The 19752-nt window shown below is 73.4% G+C and carries 16 protein-coding genes; 7 read left to right on the plus strand and 9 right to left on the minus strand.

Translation table 11 applies throughout. The annotated features are described in order from the left end of the window. Positions 1-69 precede the first annotated feature (69 nt). Positions 70-1704 carry an ABC-F family ATP-binding cassette domain-containing protein gene (locus tag ACFYS8_RS01845; protein ID WP_387634309.1) on the minus strand — a complete coding sequence of 545 codons (1635 nt, stop codon included), beginning with the start codon at positions 1702-1704 and terminating at the stop codon, positions 70-72. A 430-nt stretch (positions 1705-2134) separates the two neighbouring features. On the opposite strand from ACFYS8_RS01845, the gene ACFYS8_RS01850 reads away from it, so the two are divergent. Further along, on the plus strand, positions 2135-2542 hold the full coding sequence (locus ACFYS8_RS01850) for a carboxymuconolactone decarboxylase family protein (RefSeq protein WP_387634311.1): 408 nt from the start codon (positions 2135-2137) through the stop codon (positions 2540-2542). Positions 2543-2608: 66 nt separating this feature from the next. Then, positions 2609-2998, plus strand: coding sequence for an Imm1 family immunity protein (locus ACFYS8_RS01855; RefSeq protein ID WP_387634313.1), 390 nt, complete (start codon positions 2609-2611; stop codon positions 2996-2998). 7 nt (positions 2999-3005) lie between these two features. Here ACFYS8_RS01855 and ACFYS8_RS01860 read toward each other — a convergent pair whose 3' ends face one another. The 5 genes from ACFYS8_RS01860 to ACFYS8_RS01880 all read right to left on the minus strand — a co-directional run bounded on the left by ACFYS8_RS01860 (position 3006) and on the right by ACFYS8_RS01880 (position 9008). Beyond that, positions 3006-5441: a hypothetical protein gene (locus tag ACFYS8_RS01860; protein WP_387634316.1), complete on the minus strand. Its 2436-nt coding sequence runs from the start codon at positions 5439-5441 to the stop codon at positions 3006-3008. Between the two features lie 218 nt (positions 5442-5659). Further along, positions 5660-6703 carry a S66 peptidase family protein gene (locus ACFYS8_RS01865; RefSeq protein WP_387634317.1) on the minus strand — a complete coding sequence of 348 codons (1044 nt, stop codon included), beginning with the start codon at positions 6701-6703 and terminating at the stop codon, positions 5660-5662. A 109-nt stretch (positions 6704-6812) separates the two neighbouring features. After that, positions 6813-7664, minus strand: coding sequence for a LysR family transcriptional regulator (locus ACFYS8_RS01870; RefSeq protein WP_387634319.1), 852 nt, complete (start codon positions 7662-7664; stop codon positions 6813-6815). Between the two features lie 33 nt (positions 7665-7697). Continuing rightward, positions 7698-8009, minus strand: a complete 312-nt coding sequence (locus ACFYS8_RS01875) for a hypothetical protein (protein WP_387634321.1) — start codon at positions 8007-8009, stop codon at positions 7698-7700. Positions 8010-8066: 57 nt separating this feature from the next. Continuing rightward, a complete protein-coding gene (locus ACFYS8_RS01880; protein WP_387634324.1) occupies positions 8067-9008 on the minus strand; it encodes a zinc-binding dehydrogenase in 942 nt (313 codons plus the stop codon). A 122-nt stretch (positions 9009-9130) separates the two neighbouring features. Here ACFYS8_RS01880 and ACFYS8_RS01885 point away from each other — a divergent pair, with 122 nt between their 5' ends. Both ACFYS8_RS01885 and ACFYS8_RS01890 read left to right on the plus strand, forming a co-directional pair. Further along, positions 9131-9670 carry a DUF4240 domain-containing protein gene (locus tag ACFYS8_RS01885; RefSeq protein WP_387634327.1) on the plus strand — a complete coding sequence of 180 codons (540 nt, stop codon included), beginning with the start codon at positions 9131-9133 and terminating at the stop codon, positions 9668-9670. 35 nt (positions 9671-9705) lie between these two features. Beyond that, complete coding sequence (locus ACFYS8_RS01890; protein ID WP_387634330.1) at positions 9706-10791, plus strand: hypothetical protein; 1086 nt, start codon at positions 9706-9708, stop codon at positions 10789-10791. Between the two features lie 7 nt (positions 10792-10798). Here ACFYS8_RS01890 and ACFYS8_RS01895 read toward each other — a convergent pair whose 3' ends face one another. Beyond that, positions 10799-11605 (minus strand): nucleotidyltransferase domain-containing protein, encoded by an 807-nt coding sequence (locus ACFYS8_RS01895; protein WP_387634333.1) that lies wholly within the window; start codon positions 11603-11605, stop codon positions 10799-10801. A gap of 204 nt (positions 11606-11809) precedes the next feature. On the opposite strand from ACFYS8_RS01895, the gene ACFYS8_RS01900 reads away from it, so the two are divergent. Both ACFYS8_RS01900 and ACFYS8_RS01905 read left to right on the plus strand, forming a co-directional pair. Beyond that, positions 11810-12289, plus strand: a complete 480-nt coding sequence (locus ACFYS8_RS01900) for a VOC family protein (RefSeq protein ID WP_387634336.1) — start codon at positions 11810-11812, stop codon at positions 12287-12289. Between the two features lie 293 nt (positions 12290-12582). Further along, the gene (locus ACFYS8_RS01905; protein ID WP_387634339.1) at positions 12583-14058 is read left to right on the plus strand and encodes a phospholipase D-like domain-containing protein; all 1476 of its coding nucleotides are present in this window, start codon (positions 12583-12585) and stop codon (positions 14056-14058) included. On the opposite strand, the gene ACFYS8_RS01910 is transcribed toward ACFYS8_RS01905, so the two are convergent. Together ACFYS8_RS01910 and ACFYS8_RS01915 are read right to left on the minus strand one after the other, a co-directional pair. Beyond that, entirely contained in the window at positions 14045-14275 is a 231-nt protein-coding gene (locus tag ACFYS8_RS01910; RefSeq protein WP_387634342.1) for a hypothetical protein, read from the minus strand. The two genes, ACFYS8_RS01905 and ACFYS8_RS01910, sit on opposite strands and share 14 nt — an antisense overlap. A gap of 13 nt (positions 14276-14288) precedes the next feature. Next, on the minus strand, positions 14289-15212 hold the full coding sequence (locus tag ACFYS8_RS01915; RefSeq protein WP_387634345.1) for a MerR family transcriptional regulator: 924 nt from the start codon (positions 15210-15212) through the stop codon (positions 14289-14291). A 398-nt stretch (positions 15213-15610) separates the two neighbouring features. Between ACFYS8_RS01915 and ACFYS8_RS01920 the strand changes: the two genes are divergently transcribed. After that, entirely contained in the window at positions 15611-19645 is a 4035-nt protein-coding gene (locus ACFYS8_RS01920) for a Pls/PosA family non-ribosomal peptide synthetase (RefSeq protein WP_387634348.1), read from the plus strand. Positions 19646-19752 lie beyond the last annotated feature (107 nt).

Below are 19752 nucleotides of genomic sequence, written 5' to 3' on the forward strand. Positions count from 1 at the left end.
CTCGCCCGTGCTCGGCCTCCCGGCCCGCCCGGGCATGGCGCCACAGGCGGGCCGGGAGCCGACGGCACGTCACGCCGTCGGGGCCGCGACCTCCCGGAGGGCGCCGCCGGTCAGTTGCAGGCGGCGGTCGATGCCGATCTCGGCGAGGAACCGCTCGTCGTGGCTGATCACCAGGAACGCGCCCTTGTAGGCGTTCAGTGCGCTCTCCAACTGGCCGACGCCGACCAGGTCGAGGTTGTTGGTGGGCTCGTCGAGCAGCAGCAGCTGCGGGGCGGGCTCGGCGCACAGCACGCAGGCCAGGGTGGCGCGCAGCCGCTCGCCGCCGGACAGCACCCCGACGGGGAGGTGCGCGCGCGGGCCGCGGAACAGGAACCGGGCGAGCAGGTTCATCCGCTCCGCCTCCGGGCGCTCGGGCGCGAACTTGGCGAAGTTCTCCGCGACGGTGTGGCTCTCGTCCAGCAGGTCCAGGCGCTGCGAGAGGTAGGCGATCCGGCCCTCGCCGCGCCGCAGCTCGCCGCCGTCGGGGGTGAGCGCGCCGGTGATCAGCCGCATCAGGGTGGTCTTGCCGGCGCCGTTGGGGCCGGTCAGCGCGATCCGCTCGGGGCCGCGGACGACCAGGTCGATACCGGCGGGGGCGAACACCTCGCGGTCGCCGAGCCGGACCTGGAGGCCGGTGCCGTGGAACAGGGTGCGGCCGGCCGGCACCTGGGTGTCGGGCAGTTCCAGGCTGAGGCGCTGCTCCTCGCGCACCGCCCGCCCGGCCTCGTCGAGGCGGGCCTTGGCCTCGTCGACCCGGGCGGCGTGCACCTGCCCGGAGCGGCCTGCGGCCTCCTGCGCGCCGCGCTTCATGTTTCCGGCGAAGATCTTCGGCAGGCCGGCGTTCTTCAGGTTCTTCGCGGCGTTGCTGGCCCGCTTGTCGGCGCGTTCCCTGGCCTGCTGGGCCTCGCGCTTCTCCCGCTTCAGGTTCTGCTCGGCGTTGCGGACGTTGCGTTCGGCGACCTCCCGCTCGCCCCGGACGGCCTCCTCGTAGGCGGTGAAGTCGCCGCCGTACAGGCGCAGTTCGCCGCCACCGAGTTCGGCGATCCGCTCCATTCGGTCGAGCAGCGCGCGGTCGTGGCTGACCAGCAGCAGGCACCCGTTGAACTCGGACAGCACCTCGTACAGCCGGTGGCGGGCCTCCACGTCCAGGTTGTTGGTGGGCTCGTCGAGCAGCAGCACGTCGGGGCGGCGCAGCAGTTGAGCGGCCAGGCCGAGGGAGATCACCTGGCCGCCACTGAGCGTGCTCAGGCTGCGGGTCATTTCGAGGTGGCCGAGGCCGAGGCGGTCGAGCTGGGCGCGGGTGCGTTCCTCGATGTCCCAGTCGTCGCCGATGGTGGCGAAGTGCTCCTCGGCGACGTCGCCGGACTCGACGGCGTCCAGGGCGCGGATCACCTCGGCGATGCCGAGCACGTCGGCGACCGTGAGCTTCCCGGTCAGCGGGAGGGTCTGCGGCAGGTACCCGAGCGTGCCGGAGACGGTCACCGAGCCTGCGGTGGGCTTGAGTTCACCGGCGATCAGCCGGAGCAGGGTGGACTTGCCGGACCCGTTCGGGGCGACCAGGCCGGTGCGGCCGGTCGGGACGGTGAACGACAGGTCGTGGAAGACCTGGGTGTCGTCCGGCCAGGAGAAGGACATGCTGGAGCAGACGACGGCGGCGTCGGACATGGTGAAGAGACCTCGAAGGTGCAAGAGGGCAGGGAACGGCCACTGCGAACAGACCACTGCGAACGGGCCACTGCCCTGGGGAAACGGGCGAAAAAAGGGGTCGACGAAACGGACCACTCCGGCAGCGCTCCTGTGCGCCGGCCCGGTGGCCGTCAGATCCGGATCTCACCCGGAGATGTCGTCGTCACCCGCCACGTTTCTGTCCTTCGTCCCACGCGAAATCGCGTACCTACGGTGTCGCGGCGAGTGTAGCGCTTCCTCACGCCGGACGTCGCACCATTTCTCCCGCGGGGCAACTTCGCGGTAGCCGCTTCCCGTTGGGCCGGTCGGGTGTGCGGCGGCGGTGCCGGGCGGCTTCCGGGCCCCGCCGGTTGCGCTGCGCTGGCTACCGTGGCCTCCTGGCCGTCGGACAACCCCCGGGGAGCGGAACATGACCACGGATGACCGTCGCGAACGCTTCGAGCGGGGCATGGAGGTCCTCGCGCGCATCGACGGCGAGGCGGGCGAGCGGGTGGTGGCGGCGCTGGCGGACGTCTCCCCCGAACTGGTGCACCAGATCGCCGCCTGGGGGTTCGCCGAGATCTACTCCCGTCCGGCCCTGGCACCGCGCGACCGGCAACTCGTCACCCTCGGCATGCTCACCGCGCTCGGCGGCTGCGAGCCCGAGCTCGAGGTCCACGTGAGCGCCGCGCTGAACGTCGGCCTGACGCCCCAGCAGATCGTCGAGGCCCTGCTGCACGCCGCCGCGTACTGCGGGTTCCCCCGGGCGATCAACGCCACCCTCGCCGCGAAGCGGGTCTTCGCCGAGCGCGGCCTGCTGCCCGTGCGCGAGGAGTGACGCCGGCGGGCGCGGGTAGCGTGGGCGGGCCGATCAGCACAGCCGCATCCGCAGGGAGACCGCCCGATGACCGAACCGGCCACCGAGCACTGGGAGTTCACCGACCACTGGCCCGCCGTGGGCTGCGGGCAGGACGCCGTCGCGGAGCTGCGGCGGCGGATCGCCGGGGGCCGGGCGGAGAACTGGCTGCGCAGTTCGCGCGGGCGGCAGTTGGCGGTGGTCTCCAACGGCGTGCGGGCGATGGTCATGCTGCTGGCCGCGCCGGGCGACCCGGGCGAGCACGCCGTCGATCCGGGCGCGGACGGCTGGAGCGACGGCTACCTGCTCGCCAACGGCCAGCAGGACGAGTACCCGGACGAGGACACCGTCCCGCTCGGCCGGGCGCTGCACCTCGTCCGGCACCTGCTGGACACCGGCACTCTGCCGCCGGACGTGCCGTGGTCCATCGACGGCTGATGGGCCGTCAGCTGCCAGCCGCAGCACCGGCCTTCGCATCGGCGAGCTTCTGCAGGTAGCGTTCGGCGGCGCGCAGCTTGCGGCCGTCGGGGCCGGGCAGGTGGGCGCGGAGTTCGATGATCTCGGGGGCGATGCGGATCGCCTCGGCCGGGTCCTTGACGGCGCGCCAGCACGCCTCGGCGTTGGTGGCGGCGCGCTGGGTCTCGGGGTGCTCGGGGCCCTCGGTCTGGAGCATCGCGGTGGCGACCTGGCGGTACAACTCGGCTGCCAGCACGGGCAGTCCGGCCACCCGGGAGACATGCGCGCGGACCTGCCGGACCTGGAGCACCGCCGGGGCGAGGCTGCCGTGCACGGCGACCGCCTTGTTCTCCAGGGCGAGCGCGAGCGCCGCCGCGGTGGCGTGGTCGCCGGCCTCGGCGGCCCGGACGATCTGGCCGATCGCCTCCATGTAGTCGGTCGGCGGGGCCTGCTCGACCGCAACGGCCCGGGCAGCGGGCGCAGTTGCGGCAACCGGCACGACCGCGGAGGCAGGGGCGGGGGCGGGAGCCGTCTTCTCCAGTGGCACCGTCGCCGCCAACGGGTCGTGCTGGAGCGGCGGTTGACGCTTCTCCAGGGGCACGGTGGCCGCCAACGGGTCGTGCTGGACGGGCGGTTGGGCCTTCTCCAGCGGCACCATCGGGGCCGTCGCCTCGAGGTCGGGCAGCGGCAGGGTGGTGGCCAGCGCGCTCCCGCCGGGCAGCGGAACGGTCGACGCCAGCGGGTCGAACCACGGCCGGTCCTCGGCCGGTTCGGGCACCAGATCCGGCACTGGCATGAGCACGGGCGCGGGCACAGACCCCGGCGCGGGCGCGGACGCCGGTGAGGGCTCGGGCGCGGGCACAGGCGCAGGCGCGGCCTTGGCGAACTGCACGGCGTACGAATCGGCCGGTGCGGGCTCGGACTTGGCGAGCCTGACCAGCGGCGTGGTGGCGGTGTCGGCGGGGAGGTCCTTGCCGAGGCGGACGACGGGCTCGGGCGCGGCGGGCAGGCCGGCCGACTTGCCGAGGTCGACCAGCGGCGTGTCCGCCGAAACCAGCGGCGTATCCGCCGAAACCATCGGCGCGTCCGCCGGAACCATCGGCACGCCGCGCACCAGCGAGACGATCATCCGACGCCGGGCGGGCGTCGCGGGGACGCCGGCCTTGCGCAGCGAGACCAGGACACGCGGCGTCCAGCCGGGGGCCATCCGAGGCCGGGCCGGTTCGGCAGGGCGCGCGGCGGAGGAGGCGGGCGGGGCGGTCGGGGCCGGCGGCGCGGTGGGCCGGGTGGTGGCGGGGTCGGCGGGGCCGATCTGCCGGGAGGTGTTGCGGAACCACGGCCGGTCGCCGGGGTGCGCGGTGATCACCACGGTGTCGGAGCGCAGCACCGAGTGGACCTGCTGGCGCACGAGCTCAGGGGTGAGCAGCTGCTCGGCGCCGGGGCGGCCGCGGTGCAGGGTCTCGATCAGCGCGCGGGTGAAGGTGCCGAGCTGGTCGGGGTCGTGGTTGACCACGGCCCACAACGGCACGCCCTCGCTGAGCTGTTGGCCGGCGGCGGAGACGAGTTGCGGCCACAGCACCGGGTCGGCGCTCAGGTCGCCGATCACCAGGGTGTCGAACTCGTTGACGCGGTGCCGCAGTTCGGTGGCGAGAGCACTCCACGGCAGGCTCTCGGACGCCTTGTTCTCGCGCAGCGACAGGTACATCTGGTCGCCGCGCCGGTCGGTGACCAGGTGGCCGCCGAGGTGGATCAGCAGCGGCCCGGGGTGGCGGGCGGCTGCGCGCAGGTGGGCGAGGACGGTCTGCGGGTCGTTGGCGCCGGGCAGGTGGACGGCGTCGACCTGGTCGGCGGAGAGCATGATCTGCGGGGCGACGCCGGCCAGTGCGGCGGACAGTACGGAGGCGTGCGCGGCGCCGCCGCGGCCCCAGCGGCGGCCGCCGCCGTAGCCGCCCTCGATCACCAGGATGCGGCCGCGCAGGCCGCGGCCGATGCCGGTGACGGGTGCGGGAGTTGACGCGGTACCCGGCGCCTGGACGGGGGCGGGCGCGGCGGGCGGCGGCATGTCGGCGGTGATCACCGGGATCATGCTCGTCCAGCCGGTGCTGACCGGCGCGGGCGGCATCGCGGGCGGCGGCGGCACGGGCGTGCCGCCGGCCGGGGTCGCGGTGGGCGCGCCGTTCCGGTTGCCGCCGGGGGTGAGGTCCGGGGGCGCCGTGTTGACCCGTAGGTTGACCGAGGTGGCGAACGGGTCGTTGGCGGGCGGTGGTTCGGTGCCCTGTTTCGGGCCCGCAGGCTGGGTCGGCAGCTTGAAGGTGTCCTCCAGGTCGGCTGCCGCCGGCCCGTCTCCCGTCGTCGATGCCACATCAGCCACCGTCAGGTCACCGCCCCCGTCCGCCGCCTGCGCGACGTCGTGCCCGTTCGCCATGGTGCCCGGCACCACATTTCCGATCCCGGACACGATACGTGCTCGGCGGGTGGCCGGGCCAGGGCGGGTGGCCGGACCCGCCGCGACCCGCGCTGGTCGGCAAGGGTGTCGGACCCGCCGCGGCCCGCGCTGGTCGGCAAGGGTGTCGGACCCGCCGCGACCCGCGCTGGTCGGCAAGGGTCTCGGGCGATCTTGCCGGGCGCGGGCCGCGGGCGGTTTCAGTAGGTGACGGTGATGCGGCGGGCCGGTCCGTCGACCCGGATCAGGCCGCCGTACGGGATCACCTGCTGCGGCGAGGTGTGGCCGAGATCCACGTCGAACACGGCCATGGTGTCCGGCGCGTACGTCTCGAGGGCGCGCAGGGCGCCTTCGCGCTGCTCGGCGCGGTACTGGGCGCGCTGCTCGGCGTTGTTGGGCTGCTCGAACGACCAGGCCATGGCGCGGCCGAACAGCACCGCCGGGAACTGGCGCAGCAGGCCGCGTTCACCGAGGTTGCGGAGCATCCGGAACACCTCGGTGCCGGAGGGCATCTCCTCGGACGTCTCCAGGACCAGCACGCAGCCCGCGTACGCCTCGACGGGCAGCAGGCGGTCGGCGGCGGCCATCCAGTGCAGGATCTCCAGGTTGCCGCCCCAGCTGACGCCTTCGACCACTCGGTCCGAGCGGGTCCAGTGGGTGCCGGTGGCGGGCTCGCTCGCGGGCATCCGTTCGAAGGTGGCCGGGTCCTCCCAGCGGCCGAGTTCGGTGCTGACGTCCTCGGCCTCGCGCAGCTCGAACTCGCCGCGCTCGAACAGCGCGGCGCGCAGTGAGGCCTCGGTGAGCGGGTCCAGTGCGCCGGGCCGGCCGAACTCGGTCATCACGGCGCCGCCGTGATAGGAGACCACGCCGTGCCGCCACAGGAAGTCCAGCAGGTTGGTGTTGTCGCTGAACCCGAAGAACGGCTTGGCGTGCGCCCGGATCAACTCCCCGTCCAGGTGCGGGATCACGCTGATCTGGTCCTCGCCGCCGATGCTGGCCAGGATCGCCGTCACACTCGGATCGGTGAACGCCGCGTGCACATCGGCGGCCCGCTCCTGCGGGCTCGCGCCGAGCTTGCGGGTGGTCGGGTATTCGACCGGCTCCAGCCCGAACTGCTCGCGCAGGCGGCGCAGTCCGAGCTCGTAGGGCAGTGGGAACATGCCCGGCCCGGCGAACGAAGGCGAGAGCACGGCGACCCGGTCACCGGGCCGGGGCTTGGGGGCATACATCGGCTGATCTGACATGTCGCGATGCTAGCGAAGCCCTCGGGCCCGCCACGACCGCATTTCCGCCCGGCCCGCGAGGACGCCACCCGATGAAGCTCGGCCCAACTGCCCACCTCCCGGCTGAAGTTCAGCGACGGTAGGCGGCTGTCGCGATCTCGACGAAGGGACGGATCAACGGGTTGGTGTCGCCCTCGTTCCACACGGCCACCACCCGGCTCGGCGGCATGTCCGTCAGCGGCACCACGGCCAGCTCCGCGGGCAGCTCGTGTCCGAGCGGCGCCAGGCCGACGGTGCCGTTCCACAGCACGGCCTGCTGGCACTCCTGGACGGCCCGCACCACCGGGCCCTCGCGTGGCTCGCCGCCGTTCCAGTACGACTGCCAGCGGGGGTCGGTGCCCGGCGGGAACTGGAACCAGCGGCGGTCGGCCAGCGCGGCCAGCCGCAGCCCCTCGCGGCGGGCCAGGGGATCGTCGGCGCGCAGGACCACGCCGACCGGGTCGGCCCGCAGCGCACGCACCGTCAGCGCGGTCTCGTCGAACGGCGTCCGGGTCAGCGCGACGTCCACCAGCCCGGCCCGCAACCCGCAGGTCGGGTCGGCCAGATCGGTGTCGCGGACCCGGATCTCGGTGCCGGGGTGACGCCGGCGGTAGGCGGCGGCCAGCCTGGCCACCCCCGGGTCGGCGCCGTCGCCCAGGATCCCGATGGTGAGCGTCGCGCCGCCGGCCGCCGCGCTCACCCGCCCCCGGACCCGGTCGGCGTGGTCGAGCAGGGCCCGCGCCTCCTCGAGCAGCACCGAGCCCACCGGAGTGAGCGCGACCCCCGCGGGCGAGCGGGTGAACAGCAACGCCCCGGCCTCGGCCTCCAGTTGCTTGATCGCCCGACTCAGCGGCGGCTGGCTCATGTGCAGTCGGTTGGCGGCCCGGCCGAAGTGGAGTTCCTCGGCGACCGCCACGAAGTAGCGCAAGGTCCGTAGCTCCACGCCGCCACGATACCCACGCGGCACCGACCGGGATCAGACGCTCGCGAAGGCGGTCAGCAAGGTGTCGATCCGCAGCCGCAGTTCGCGGTCCCCGGCTCCGGAGACGGTCACCATCAGCACCTCGGTGCCGACGGAGTGGGCGAGTTCGGCGTCCAGGGTGGCGGCCGAGCCGACGAGCGGATACGAGTACCAGGCGTCGGGGTCCTCGTCGTCGGTGTCCCGGACGCCGAGCTCGACGGTCTCCCAGTCCGTCGCGTCGAAGGCGTACCCGGCATAGTGGGAGACCAACTCCAGGAAGGCGCGCAGGTTGTGGGCCAGGATCCACCCGGCAATCGGCTCGGTCACGTCCACCCCTTCATGAGGCGGCCAGTATCCCAGTCGGGGCGGACGGGCGCGCCCCGCCTACACGTCCAGCAGGGTCTTGCCGAGCGTGGCCCGCGACTCGATCGCGCGGTGGGCGTCCGCCGCCGCGGCGAGCGGGAAGCGGCGGCCGATGACCGGGCGCAGCCGGTGCGCGGCGGCGTCGGCGAGGACGGCGGTGGTGGCGGCGCGGATGGTGTCCGGCGTTGGGCGCAGGGTGAGGACGGTGAGGCGGCGGGCCTCGGTCTCGGCGGGCGGGAGGTCGGTCCAACTGCCGCCGGACAGACCGTAGCTGAGGAGGTGGCCGCCGGGGCGGAGCAGGGTGGTGGCGGTGCGGCCGAGGGTGCCGCCGACGCCGTCGAGGACGAGGTCGACGGGGGCGGTGCCGGCGGTCCAGTCGGGGCGGAGGTAGTCGAGGGTTTCGGCGGCGCCGAGTTCGGAGGCCAGGGCGAGTTTGGCGGGGCCGCCGGCCGCGGCGACGACGTGCAGGCCGGCGTTGGTGGCGAGTTGGACGAGCAGGGTACCGACGCCGCCGGCGGCGGCCAGTACCAGGACGCGGGCGCCGGCGGCGGGTGCGGCGGCGTCCAGCAGCATGCGGGCGGTGCGGCCGTCGGCGAGGAGCGCGGTGGCGTCGTCCAGGTTGAGCGCGTCGGGGACGAGGTGCAGGCCGGCGGCGGGGACGGCGGCGCGTTCCGCGTAGCCGCCGCTGCCGCCGGTGGTGGAGATGACGCGGCGTCCGAGCAGCGCGGTGTCGACGCCGGGGCCGACGGCGGCGACGGTGCCGCCGACGCCGTTGCCGGGGATCATCGGCAGTGCGCCGGTGAACGGCCCGAACCCGGTGGCGCGGAACTGGGTCTCGACGAAGGTCAGGTTGGCGTGCGCGACGTCGATCAGGACCTGCCCCTCCCCCGCCACCGGGTCGGGCGCCTCGCCCGGTACCAGGACCTCCGGCCCGCCGAACTCCCGCAGCCACACCGCCCGCATCGCCTCTCCCCTCCTCGTTCGGCCGGACGTCCCGGCCGCCGGGGCCCATCCTGCAAGTTCAAGCGCTCTTGAGGTCAAGGGCCGCCCGCGGGAGTGTCCTGGCGGCGTGCGAGCATGCCGGCATGAACGTGAACGCTTTCTGGGAGCTGGTGGAGTCGACTCGGGCCACCTCCCCGTGCGACCGCGCCGAACAGCTGACCGAGCGGCTGGCGCAGCTCCCGACGGACGAGGTGCGGGAGTTCCAGCTGCGCCTGGACGAGGTGCGGGCCCCGCTGGACACCATGGCCACGGTCGCGCTGGCGAAGCTGGTCGGGCCTGGCTTCCTGAGTGACGACACCCTCTGGTACTTCCACGCCTGGCTGATCGGCCTCGGCCGCGACGCCCACCGGCTCGCCGTGCACGACCCGGACGCCCTCGCCGATCTCCCCGAGTTCCGCGCCCTGGCCGCCGGGGCCGAGCGCTTCGTGCCCGACTGGGAGGCGCTCGACTACTGCGCCGCGCAGGCCTGGGAGGAACTGACGGGCGAGGAGGACGGCCTGGAGGAGTCGCTGCTCGCCCAGGGCCACGAGAGCCCGCTGAACGCCGAACCGGAGGGCGAACTCTGGACGGCCGAGCAGACCGCGGCCCGTCTGCCGAAACTCACCGCACTGTTCGCTTCCTGACGGACTGTCAGTCGGCTCGCCTACTCTCGACCCCCATGACCACCATCGAAGACCCCGCGTGGCGCGACAACCCCCGGTTGAACGACTGGCTGGCCGCCGGACGGGCGGCGTTCCCCGCCTGGGCCGAACTCACCGGCGGGGGCTGGGGCTTCGGCACGGACTCGCTGGCCCGCTTGGAGCGGGTGATCCGCGAGCGGTACCCGGACCGGGAGCAGGCGGACGCGGACTGGAACGGTTCCTTCCTGACCGCGGCGGCGTGGTACCTCGGCGAGGTGCACGTCCGCAACTACGGTGCGCTGTGGCAGTGTTCGCCCGAACCGCGCCCCTTCCTGGGCAGGGAGATCCATCCGCTCGTTCAACTGCCGCGGGAGGCGCTGGACGAGGAGGAGGCGGAAGAGCTGGCCGAGGCCGAGGAGTTGTGCGAGGACGACTTCCCGCTCTGCGCCCCGATCGACCTGGTGATCGCGGTGGCCGACCCGGCTTCGACCTACCCGCTGACGGAGACGCTGGAGGGCTACGCGTTCTGGGAACCGGCGGTCGAACGGGCCCTGGAGCTGGCCCGCATCCACCGCCCGCAGAATCCGGGCAGCCGGCCCCGGCCCGACGCGCCCGGGGTGCTCGACCCCGGGCGGCCCGGCCAGGACCTCGCCCACTGGCTGGCGGTGCGCGAGGAGGCGTTCCCGCTCTGGGCGCGGGCCACCGGCCGGGAGGCTGAACTCGACTTCTCCGAGCACTCGTTGGAGATGCTCGAGGAGGTCCTGCGGCAGCGCATCCGCACCCTCGGCCTGGCCGACAAGCTGGACGTCCTGGAGGCGTCGCTGCGGCACGGACTGACCGTGCTCCCCCACTCGCACCGCCTGTTCGACGACCCGGTCTTCGACTGCGCCCTCTGGTACCTCGGCGAGACCGGCTGCCGCGCCCGGGGCGCCCGCTGGCTCCCGCTGCGCGCGAACCTGGACGTCGACCCCGTCACTGTGCGCCAGTTGGCGGTGGCCCGGATCGACCGCCGGATCGGCCCGCGACTGGAGCTGACCGCCGCCGTCCAGAGCTGCCTGCGCGACCGCACCGACCCGGACGACGGCTACCGCCCGCTGCTCCACGCACTCGCCGACCTCGACTGAACTCCCGTCACTCCAGCGCCCGTTCGATTGCCGTCCGGGTGAACTGCCGGGCCTGCTCGGCGCGTTGGTCACGTTCTTCGGCGGTGATCGGCAGCGGCGTGCCGTAGCGCCGGGCGACGATGTCCGTGACCAGCTCCGACGGGGCGCCCAGGGCAGGGAGTTGGGCGATCGCCTCGCGCTTGGTCACCAGGCGGCTCTCGCGCAGCGCGATGGTGGCGCGGGCGGCGGTGATCGGCCCGAAGTCCACCCAGATGTCGTGCTGCCACGGCCCGGGGCGGTCGGTGACCGGGTACCAGTAGGTGCGCAGGTCGGCGCGGAGGTGCGCGTGCAGCTCCGGGTCGCCGACCGGCGGCAGCAGCACGTCCGGGGCGGCGCCGGCCAACCGCAGCCCGCCGTCCAGGAGTTCACGCCGGGTGATGACGGTGACCGGCCGGTCCATCGGCTCGCCCTGGGCGAAGGTGAAGTGGTCGGCGGCCGGGTCGGCGAGCGCGTCCTGCGGCAGGTAGGTGCAGTGCAGCTTCTCCGCGCCCGGCCGCTCGGCGATCAACTCCTCGTGCAGCACGGACAGTTCGGTGCGCAGCCGGGCGTCCGGCGCGGTCGGCAGGACGGCGATCAGGTCGAGGTCGCTGCGGCCGTGCCGGTAGTCGCCGAGCGCCAGCGAGCCGTGCACCCACAGCGCGGTGACGGGGGTCGCGGCGTGCAGGCGGGCGGTGAACTCGGCCAACAGCGGTGCGGCGAGGGCGCGTTGGGCCGGGTCGTTGGCGGCCTGTTCGGCGGCGGTGGGCAGGGCGGCGACGGGATCCGAGGGCGTCATGGCCCCGACTCTGGCACGGCGCCCGCCCGCTCGTCCCGCTTTCGCGCCCCGCGTCGCCGCTGCGGCGTGCCGCCTCCGCCCCGCGATGCCGCCGTGGCGCGCCGCCCGGGTTCGCCGCGCCTGCGGGGCTAGCGTCGGGTGAACAAGGCCCTGACCAGCGACGAAAGCCGGCGACAAGAGCCGGCGGCGAAAGGTGCGCCCCCGATGGCGGAGAAGATCAGCACGTTCCTGTGGTTCGACAACCAGGCCGAGCAGGCGGCCGAGTTCTACGTGTCGGTGTTCCGGGATGCCCGGGTGACCGGCGTGAAGCGGTACTCGGAGGCCGGTCCGGGCCCGGCGGGCAGCGTGATGCTGGTGTCGTTCGAACTGTTCGGCCGGGAGTACCGGGCGCTGAACGGCGGGCCGATGTTCACCTTCAACGAGGCAATCTCGCTCCAGGTGGACTGCGAGGACCAGGCCGAGGTCGACCGCTACTGGGAGCTGCTGACGGCGGACGGCGGGCAGCCCGGCCAGTGCGGGTGGCTGAAGGACCGCTTCGGCCTGTCCTGGCAGATCGTGCCGCGCCGGATGATCGAGCTGCTGGAGGACCCCGATCCGGAGCGGGCGAACCGGGCGATGACCGCGATGCTCGCCATGACCAAGCTCGACCTCCCCGCGCTGGAGGCCGCGGCCGACGGCCGGTGACCCACAGGCAGCAGGCGGCGGCCACGTCGGCCCGGCAGCGGCAGGCGGCAGGCGGCGGGCGCTAGGCGGCAGGCGGCAGGCGGCGGGCGGCGGGCGGCGGGTTCGAACGCGTGATGGCCCGTCCGAACGCGTGACGGCCCGTCCGGTCAACGGTTTGCAGGGTCCCGGTAAAAGTATTCCTGTTCAGCGGTCTGTCATGTCCAGCCCCTTCTGATCGGCCGTCAGGACGTGTCTTACTGGGCGGCGCTACGCGCGTCACTTCCGTACGTGCACCGGACTGCTGGAGCCCCGCCATGAGTCTCACCCGCCGCCTGCTGCGCACCCTCGCCGCCGGTGCCACCGTTGCCGCCACCGCGCTGGCCCCCGTCACCGCCGGGCACGCCGCCACCGGCACCTACACGCTGGTGGTCCTGCCCGACCAGGGCGAGAACGCGATCTACAACCTGGTGAACTCGGCCACCAAGTCGGTCGACGTGACCATCTACGAGCTGCGCGACACCAACCTCACCACGGCGCTGGTGAACCGCCAGAAGGCCGGCGTGACCGTCCGGGTGGTGATGGACCCCAACCACAGCACGGTCAACAGCGCCGCGTACAACGCGCTGACCGCCGGCGGGGTGAGCGTCGTCTATTCGTCCTCCTCGTTCACCTACACCCACCAGAAGACCATCACGGTGGACGGCGCCAAGTCGTACATCTCCACCGGCAACTTCGACACCACCTACTACGCCACCTCCCGCGACTACGGCGTGCTCGACACCGACCCGGCCGACGTCGCCGCGATCGAGCAGGTCTTCAACGCGGACTACGCGCACACCGCCATCACCCCGTCCGACGGCACCGACCTGGTGTGGTCGCCCACCGACTCGCAGAACCGGCTGCTCGCGCTGATCAACGGCGCCCAGCACAGCCTGGACGTCGAGCAGGAGGAGTTCGGCGACACCGCGCTGGTCAACGCGATCGTCGCCGCCGAACAGCGCGGCGTGACGGTGCGGGTGGTCGCCGAGGACACCTCCGCCAAGTACACCGCGCAGTTCAACCAGGTCACCGCGGCGGGTGGGAAGGTCACCACGTACACCAGCAGCACCGGCTTCTACGTGCACGCGAAGGCGATCGTCGCGGACTACGGCACCTCGAGCGCGAAGGTGTTCGCCGGGTCGGAGAACTTCTCCGACAACTCGCTCAACCACAACCGCGAACTCGGCCTGATCATCGCCGACCCGGCGGTGATCTCCGGCATCGAGTCCACCTTCACCGCCGACTTCAACCGCGCCCCGAGCACCGGCGGCACCACCCCGCCGCCCACCGGCGGCTGCACGGCCGCCCAACTGCTCGGCAACCCCGGCTTCGAGACCGGGGCCCTGGCTCCCTGGACGGGCACCGCCGGCACCCTCAACAACACCAGCACCGAGCCCGCCCACACCGGCAGTTGGGACGTCTGGCTGGACGGCTACGGCACCGCCCACACCGAGACGCTCACCCAGACCGTCACCGTCCCCGCCGGGTGCACCGCGACGCTCAGCTACTGGCTGCACGTCGACACCGCCGAGGTCAGCACCACCACCGCCTACGACAAGCTCACCGTCACCGCCAACGGCACCACCGTCGCCACCCACTCCAACCTCGACCACAACACCGGCTACACGCAGCACACCGTCGACCTCTCCGCCTACGCGGGCCAGAGCGTCACGCTGACCTTCACCGGTGTCGAGGACTACCAGAAGCAGACCTCGTTCGTCCTCGACGACCTGGCCCTCAACCTCTCCTGAAGCGCGGCCGGCACCTGGGCTCCCAGTACCCCTCCAGCGGGTACCGGGAGCCGTCGGCGCGGATGACGGCCGGCCGTGGACCGGTGAGCTCGACCCGGTCCCCGGCGGCCAGGAACAGCGGGCGGGGCAGGACGAAGGCGTAGGCGTTGTCGTTCTCGAACTCGTTGATCAGAACGAGCCGCGAGGCCGCGACGGTTCCGTTGTCGGTGAGGTGCATGCGAAGCAGTCTGTCAGGCCGGGATGCGGACGGCCAGGGCGCGGGCGAACCAGGCGAGGGCCGGGGCCGAACTCTCCGGGGGCGTCCAGCCGTTGATCACCGCGAGCAGCCGCAGGTAGCGCTCACGGCGCGGATCGTTCGCGGCCTCCAGCCTGGCCAGCAGCTGCCGGCGCAGCTCGGCATCGTCCGGGCGGCCCCGGAGCTCGGCGTACTGGGCGGTGACGGCCGCGACCACCGGATCGGCCTGCGCGGAGGCGGGGTCGAGACCCAGGGCCGACCCGACCCCGTAACGGACCAGCGCGACCGGGTCCCTGCGCGGCACGGCCGGGCCCCGATCCGCAGCGTGGTGCCGCGCCAACTCCCCTACGGCTGCGCGGAATTCCTGGCCCTGGGTGAGCTCCGCCAACTCCACCCACGCCTCGACCTGTTCGGTGTTCGGCTCCTCGGGCAGTTCGGGAGTCAGCGAGCGCATGATCCCGGCGAACTCCGGGGCGGAGCCGAGGCTACCGAAGACGGCATCGAGGAACTCCCCGACCAGCCTTCGCCGTTCGGCCTCGGAGAGCGTGGCCAGTCTGTGCATGAGATCCATCTCCTCAGGGGATGCCCCGCGCCTGGCCACCGCCGTCAGCACCGCCCGCCGCAACCGCAGCGCCCGGATCTGCACGTCCAGCGCCTCGGCGTGCGCCGCCGCGACGTCGCCCAGCGACAGCTCCCGGTCCACCACTTGCCGGATCGTCGGAAGCCCGAGCCCCAGCTCGCGCAGCGTCCGCACCAACTCCAGCCGCGCGACGGCCTCGGCGCCGTACCAGCGGTGCCCGGCGGGGGTACGGCCGGTCGGCGGCACGATGCCCCGATCCGCGTAGAACCGAACGGTCTTGACCGTCAGCCCGGCCCGCCGGGCCAGTTCACCGATCGAGTAGCGCGTGTCGCCTGTCATGCCGCCCACTCTGGCCCCTCCCCCTACGGGAGGAGCAACCCGGCACCCGCACTTCCCACCGTGAGCTCTTTCGGCTTCGGGAAGGATGCTCACTACACGAATGGATCTTGCGACGCAGGTCGCTTGTGGTTTCTTTAAGGTTTCCGGCCATATTTTATTAAGGGTTTATCACCCATTAAGCCCTGATTCACATGTGACGGCCGCCACCCCACCGCTGGACCTTCCGGCTCGGATGAGAAATTGCTTTGATTCCACGCTTGTGTGCGCGGAAAGCGCCGGCTTCAGGCAATGTGAATGAGCGCGCTGTCCGTCCCGGAAGATCGCGTGCCGTTGTTCCGCTGCGGTACTCGGCCCCGTCAGTTCGTATTCGGCAGTTCAGCGACTCGAGGAGATACCCCATGGCTGCGAGCCACGACCCGGTGCCCACCGCGCATCCGCACCGGTCCGCTCGTGAGGTCGCCGTCTGGCCCCTGACCCCGGTGCCCCAGGCGCGCACCCTGCTCGACATCCTGATCGCCACCGCACAGGCGTTTCCCCGGGCCCCGGCCCTGGACGCCGGCGGCGCGGTGCTCGACTACCAGGCGCTGCTCCACGAGGTGAGCACCCTGGCGAACTGGCTCAACCAACGGGGGATCGGCGCCGGCGACCGGGTCGGCGTCCGAGTCCCCTCCGGCTCCGCCGACCTGTACGTCTCGATCCTCGCGGTGCTCGCCGCCGGCGCCGCCTACGTGCCGGTGGACGCCGACGACCCCGACGAGCGGGCCGAGATGATCTGGCAGGACGCCCGGGTCTGCGCCGTGATCGGCGCCGGCCGGCAGGTCGCCCTGAACGGGGCCGTCCCGCCCGCCGGCCGGGCCGCCGGGCCGTCGCCGGACGACGACGCCTGGATCATCTTCACCTCCGGCACCACCGGCCGCCCCAAGGGCGTGGCGGTCACCCACCGCTCCGCCGCCGCCTTCGTGGACGCCGAGGCGCGGATCTTCCTCCAGCAGCACCCGCTCGGTCCGGGCGACCGGGTGCTGGCCGGCCTCTCCGTCGCCTTCGACGCCTCCTGCGAGGAGATGTGGCTGGCCTGGCGTCACGGCGCCTGCCTGGTCCCGGCCCCGCGCTCACTGGTCAAGGCCGGCACGGACCTCGGCCCCTGGCTGGTCGAGCGCGCCATCACGGCGATCTCCACCGTACCCACCCTGCTCGCGCTCTGGCCCCAGGAGTGCCTGGACCGGGTACGGCTGATCATCGTCGGCGGCGAGGCCTGCCCGCCCGACCTGGTGCACCGGATCGCCGCCCCGCACCGCGAGTTCTGGAACACCTACGGCCCCACCGAGACCACCGTGGTCGCCACCGCCGCCCGGATGCTGCCCGGCGAACCGGTGCGGATCGGCGCCCCCCTGGACGGCTGGCAGCTCGCCGTCGTCAACGAGGCCGGGCACCCGGTCGGCTGGGGCGAGACCGGCGAACTGCTGATCGGCGGCATCGGCACCGCCCGCTACCTGGACCCGGCCAAGGACGCGGAGAAGTTCACCGCCCACCCCGCACTGCCCGGCGGGCGGGTCTACCGCAGCGGCGACCTGGTGATCGCCGACCCGCGCGGCCTGATCTTCGTCGGCCGCGCCGACGAGCAGGTCAAGCTCGGCGGCCGGCGGATCGAACTCGGCGAGGTGGACGCCGCACTCCAGGCGCTGCCCGGAATCCGGGCCGCCGCCGCGGCCGTGCGCACCAACCCGGCCGGCACCCAACTGCTGGTCGGCTACCTGGTGCCGCACCCCGGGGTGGATCCCGACCTCACCCTGGCCCGCAAACTCCTCCAGGAACGTCTGCCGGCCGCCCTCGTCCCGCTGCTCGCCGCCGTCGACCAGCTGCCCACCAAAACCTCCGGCAAGGTCGACCGCAACGCCCTGCCCTGGCCGCTGCCCGGCCTCGGCCAGGGCGACGGCGGCCACCGGGCCCCACTCACCGGCACCGCCGGCTGGCTCGCCGAACAGTGGGAGGCCACCCTCGGCCTGCCGGTCCGGGCCGACAGCGACTTCTTCGCGCTCGGCGGCTCCAGCCTGGTCGCGGCCCGGCTGATCTCGGTGCTGCGCGCCAGGTTCCCCGGCCTCTCGGTCGCCGACCTGTACGCCAACCCGGTGCTCGCCGACCTCGCCGCCCTCCTGGACGGCCAGGACAGCGGACCGGTGCCCGCCGCCGTACTGGACGGCCAGGACAGCGGACCCGGCCGGCAGCGCCAGGTCCGCCGCACCCCGCGCCGGGCCGCGATCGGCCAGACGCTGGTGCTCGCCGTCCTCTACACCGTCACCAGCGTGCGCTGGGTACTCGCCGTCGCCGGGGTCGACAACCTGATGGGCGGCCGGCTCGACTGGGCCCCGCACACCCCCTGGTGGTTGATCATCACCGGCCTGCTGCTGTTCTCCAGCTCCATCGGCCGGCTACTGCTGACCGCCCTCGGCGCCCGGCTGCTCACCGCCCGGCTGCGCCCCGGCAGCTACCCCCGCGGCGGCCTGGTCCACCTGCGGCTCTGGGCCGCCGAGCGGGCCGCCGTGGCGTTCGGCGCCGGCGACCTGATCGGCACCCCGTGGGCCCGGCACTACGCCCGGCTGCTCGGCTGCGAGGTCGGCCGGGGCGCCCACCTGCACGCCCTGCCGCCGATCACCGGCCTGGCCCGCTTCGGCGCCGACTGCGCGGTGGAACCAGGCGTGGACCTGGCCGGCTGGTGGCTGGACGGCGACCTGCTGCACATCGGCTCGATCGAGATCGGCGCCGGCGCCCGGATCGGCGCCCGGACCACCCTGATGCCCGGTGCCCGGATCGGCGCCGCCGCCGAGGTCGCCCCCGGCAGCTGCGTGCTCGACGCCGTCCCGGCCGGGCAGCGCTACCACGGGACGCCCGCCCGCCCCAGCAGCGAACCGGGCGAACCCTGGCCCGCCGCGGGCCGGGCCCGCCGCCGCGGGGGCTTCTGGAACCTCGCCTACGGCCTCGGCCTGTTCGGCTTCACCCTGCTGCCGCTGCTCGCCGCCGTACCCGGGCTGCTGGTGCTCTACCCGATGCTCGACACCGACCGCACGCTCGGCAGCGCGATGCTCCAACTCGTGTCCTTCAGCCTCGAGTTGACGGTCATGACCCTTGCGGTCTACGCGCTGCTGCTGGTGCTGCTGATCCGGATCTTCAGCGTGCCGATCAAGCCCGGCCACCACCCGGCGCACGGCAAGGTCGCCTGGTGCGTCTGGGCCGTCAACCGGCTGATGGACACCGCCCGCCGCACCCTCTTCCCGTTCTACGCCAGCCTCTTCACCCCGGTCTGGCTGCGGCTGCTCGGGGCCAGGATCGGCAGCCGGGTGGAGGCCTCCACGGTGCTGGCGCTGCCCGGTCAGATGTCCGTGGACGACGGCGCCTTCCTCGCCGACGACACCCTGATCGCCCCGTTCGAGGTGCGCGGCGGCTGGCTGCGGGTCGGCCCGTCCCACGTCGGCCGGCGGGCCTTCGTCGGCAACTCCGGCATCGTCGGCGCCGACCGCGAGCTGCCCGACCGGGCCCTGGTCGGGGTGCTCTCCGACGCGCCCGCCAAGGCCGCGCCCGGCTCCTCCTGGCTCGGCCGGCCCGGCATCGAACTGCCCCGGGTGGCCGACCAGGCCGACGAGGGACGCACCTACGACCCGCCGCGCCGGCTGGTGCTGGCCCGGGCCGGCGTGGAACTGTGCCGGCTGCTGCCGGTGGTGCTCACGGTGATCCTGGGCGACCTGGTCTTCGGCGCGCTCCAGGAAGTCATCGACCGGGACGGCCTGGCCGCAGCGCTGGCCGTCGGCGGAATCGTGCTGGCCGGCGCGACCCTGGCCGCCTGCCTGGTCACCACACTCGCCAAATGGCTGCTGGTCGGCCGCTTCCGCAGCGGCGAACACCCGCTCTGGTCCAGCTTCGTCTGGCGCAACGAGCTCTACGACACCTTCGTCGAGGAACTGGCCATGCCCTGGGGCGGCCGGACCCTGCTCGGCACGCCCTACCTCAACCTGTGGCTGCGCAGCCTCGGCGCCAAGATCGGCCGCGGCGCCTGGTGCGAGACGCACTGGCTGCCGGAGGCCGACCTGGTCACCGTCGGCCCCGGCGCCAGCGTCAACCGGGGCACCGTGCTGCAGACCCACCTGTTCCACGACCGGGTGATGCGGCTCGGCACCGTGAAGCTGGACGAAGGTGCCACCCTCGGACCCAACTCCATCGTGCTGCCCGGCGCCACGATCGGTGCCGGCGCCTCGATCGGCGGGGCCTCCCTGGCCATGCGCGGCGAGTCGCTCCCGGCAAGCACCCGATGGATCGGCAACCCGGTCGCCGCCTGGCCGACCCCACACCCGACCGGCCCGCCCCAGCAGACCCACGAACGCCGGCCACCGGTTCGCCGCCAGACCCCGAGGCACCGCGCCGGAGCCAGGCCGGCCGCACGTTGAGCCGGTAACTCCCGAACGCGAAGCGGAAGTCCACGGGCGGGCGACGTTCCACACCGCAGGGTGCGAAACATCGCCCGCCCGTACCGCGTACGCGCCGACGGGCTGCG

The organism is Kitasatospora sp. NPDC004615 (genome assembly GCF_042873545.1).
Taxonomy (GTDB): Bacteria; Actinomycetota; Actinomycetes; order Streptomycetales; family Streptomycetaceae; genus Kitasatospora.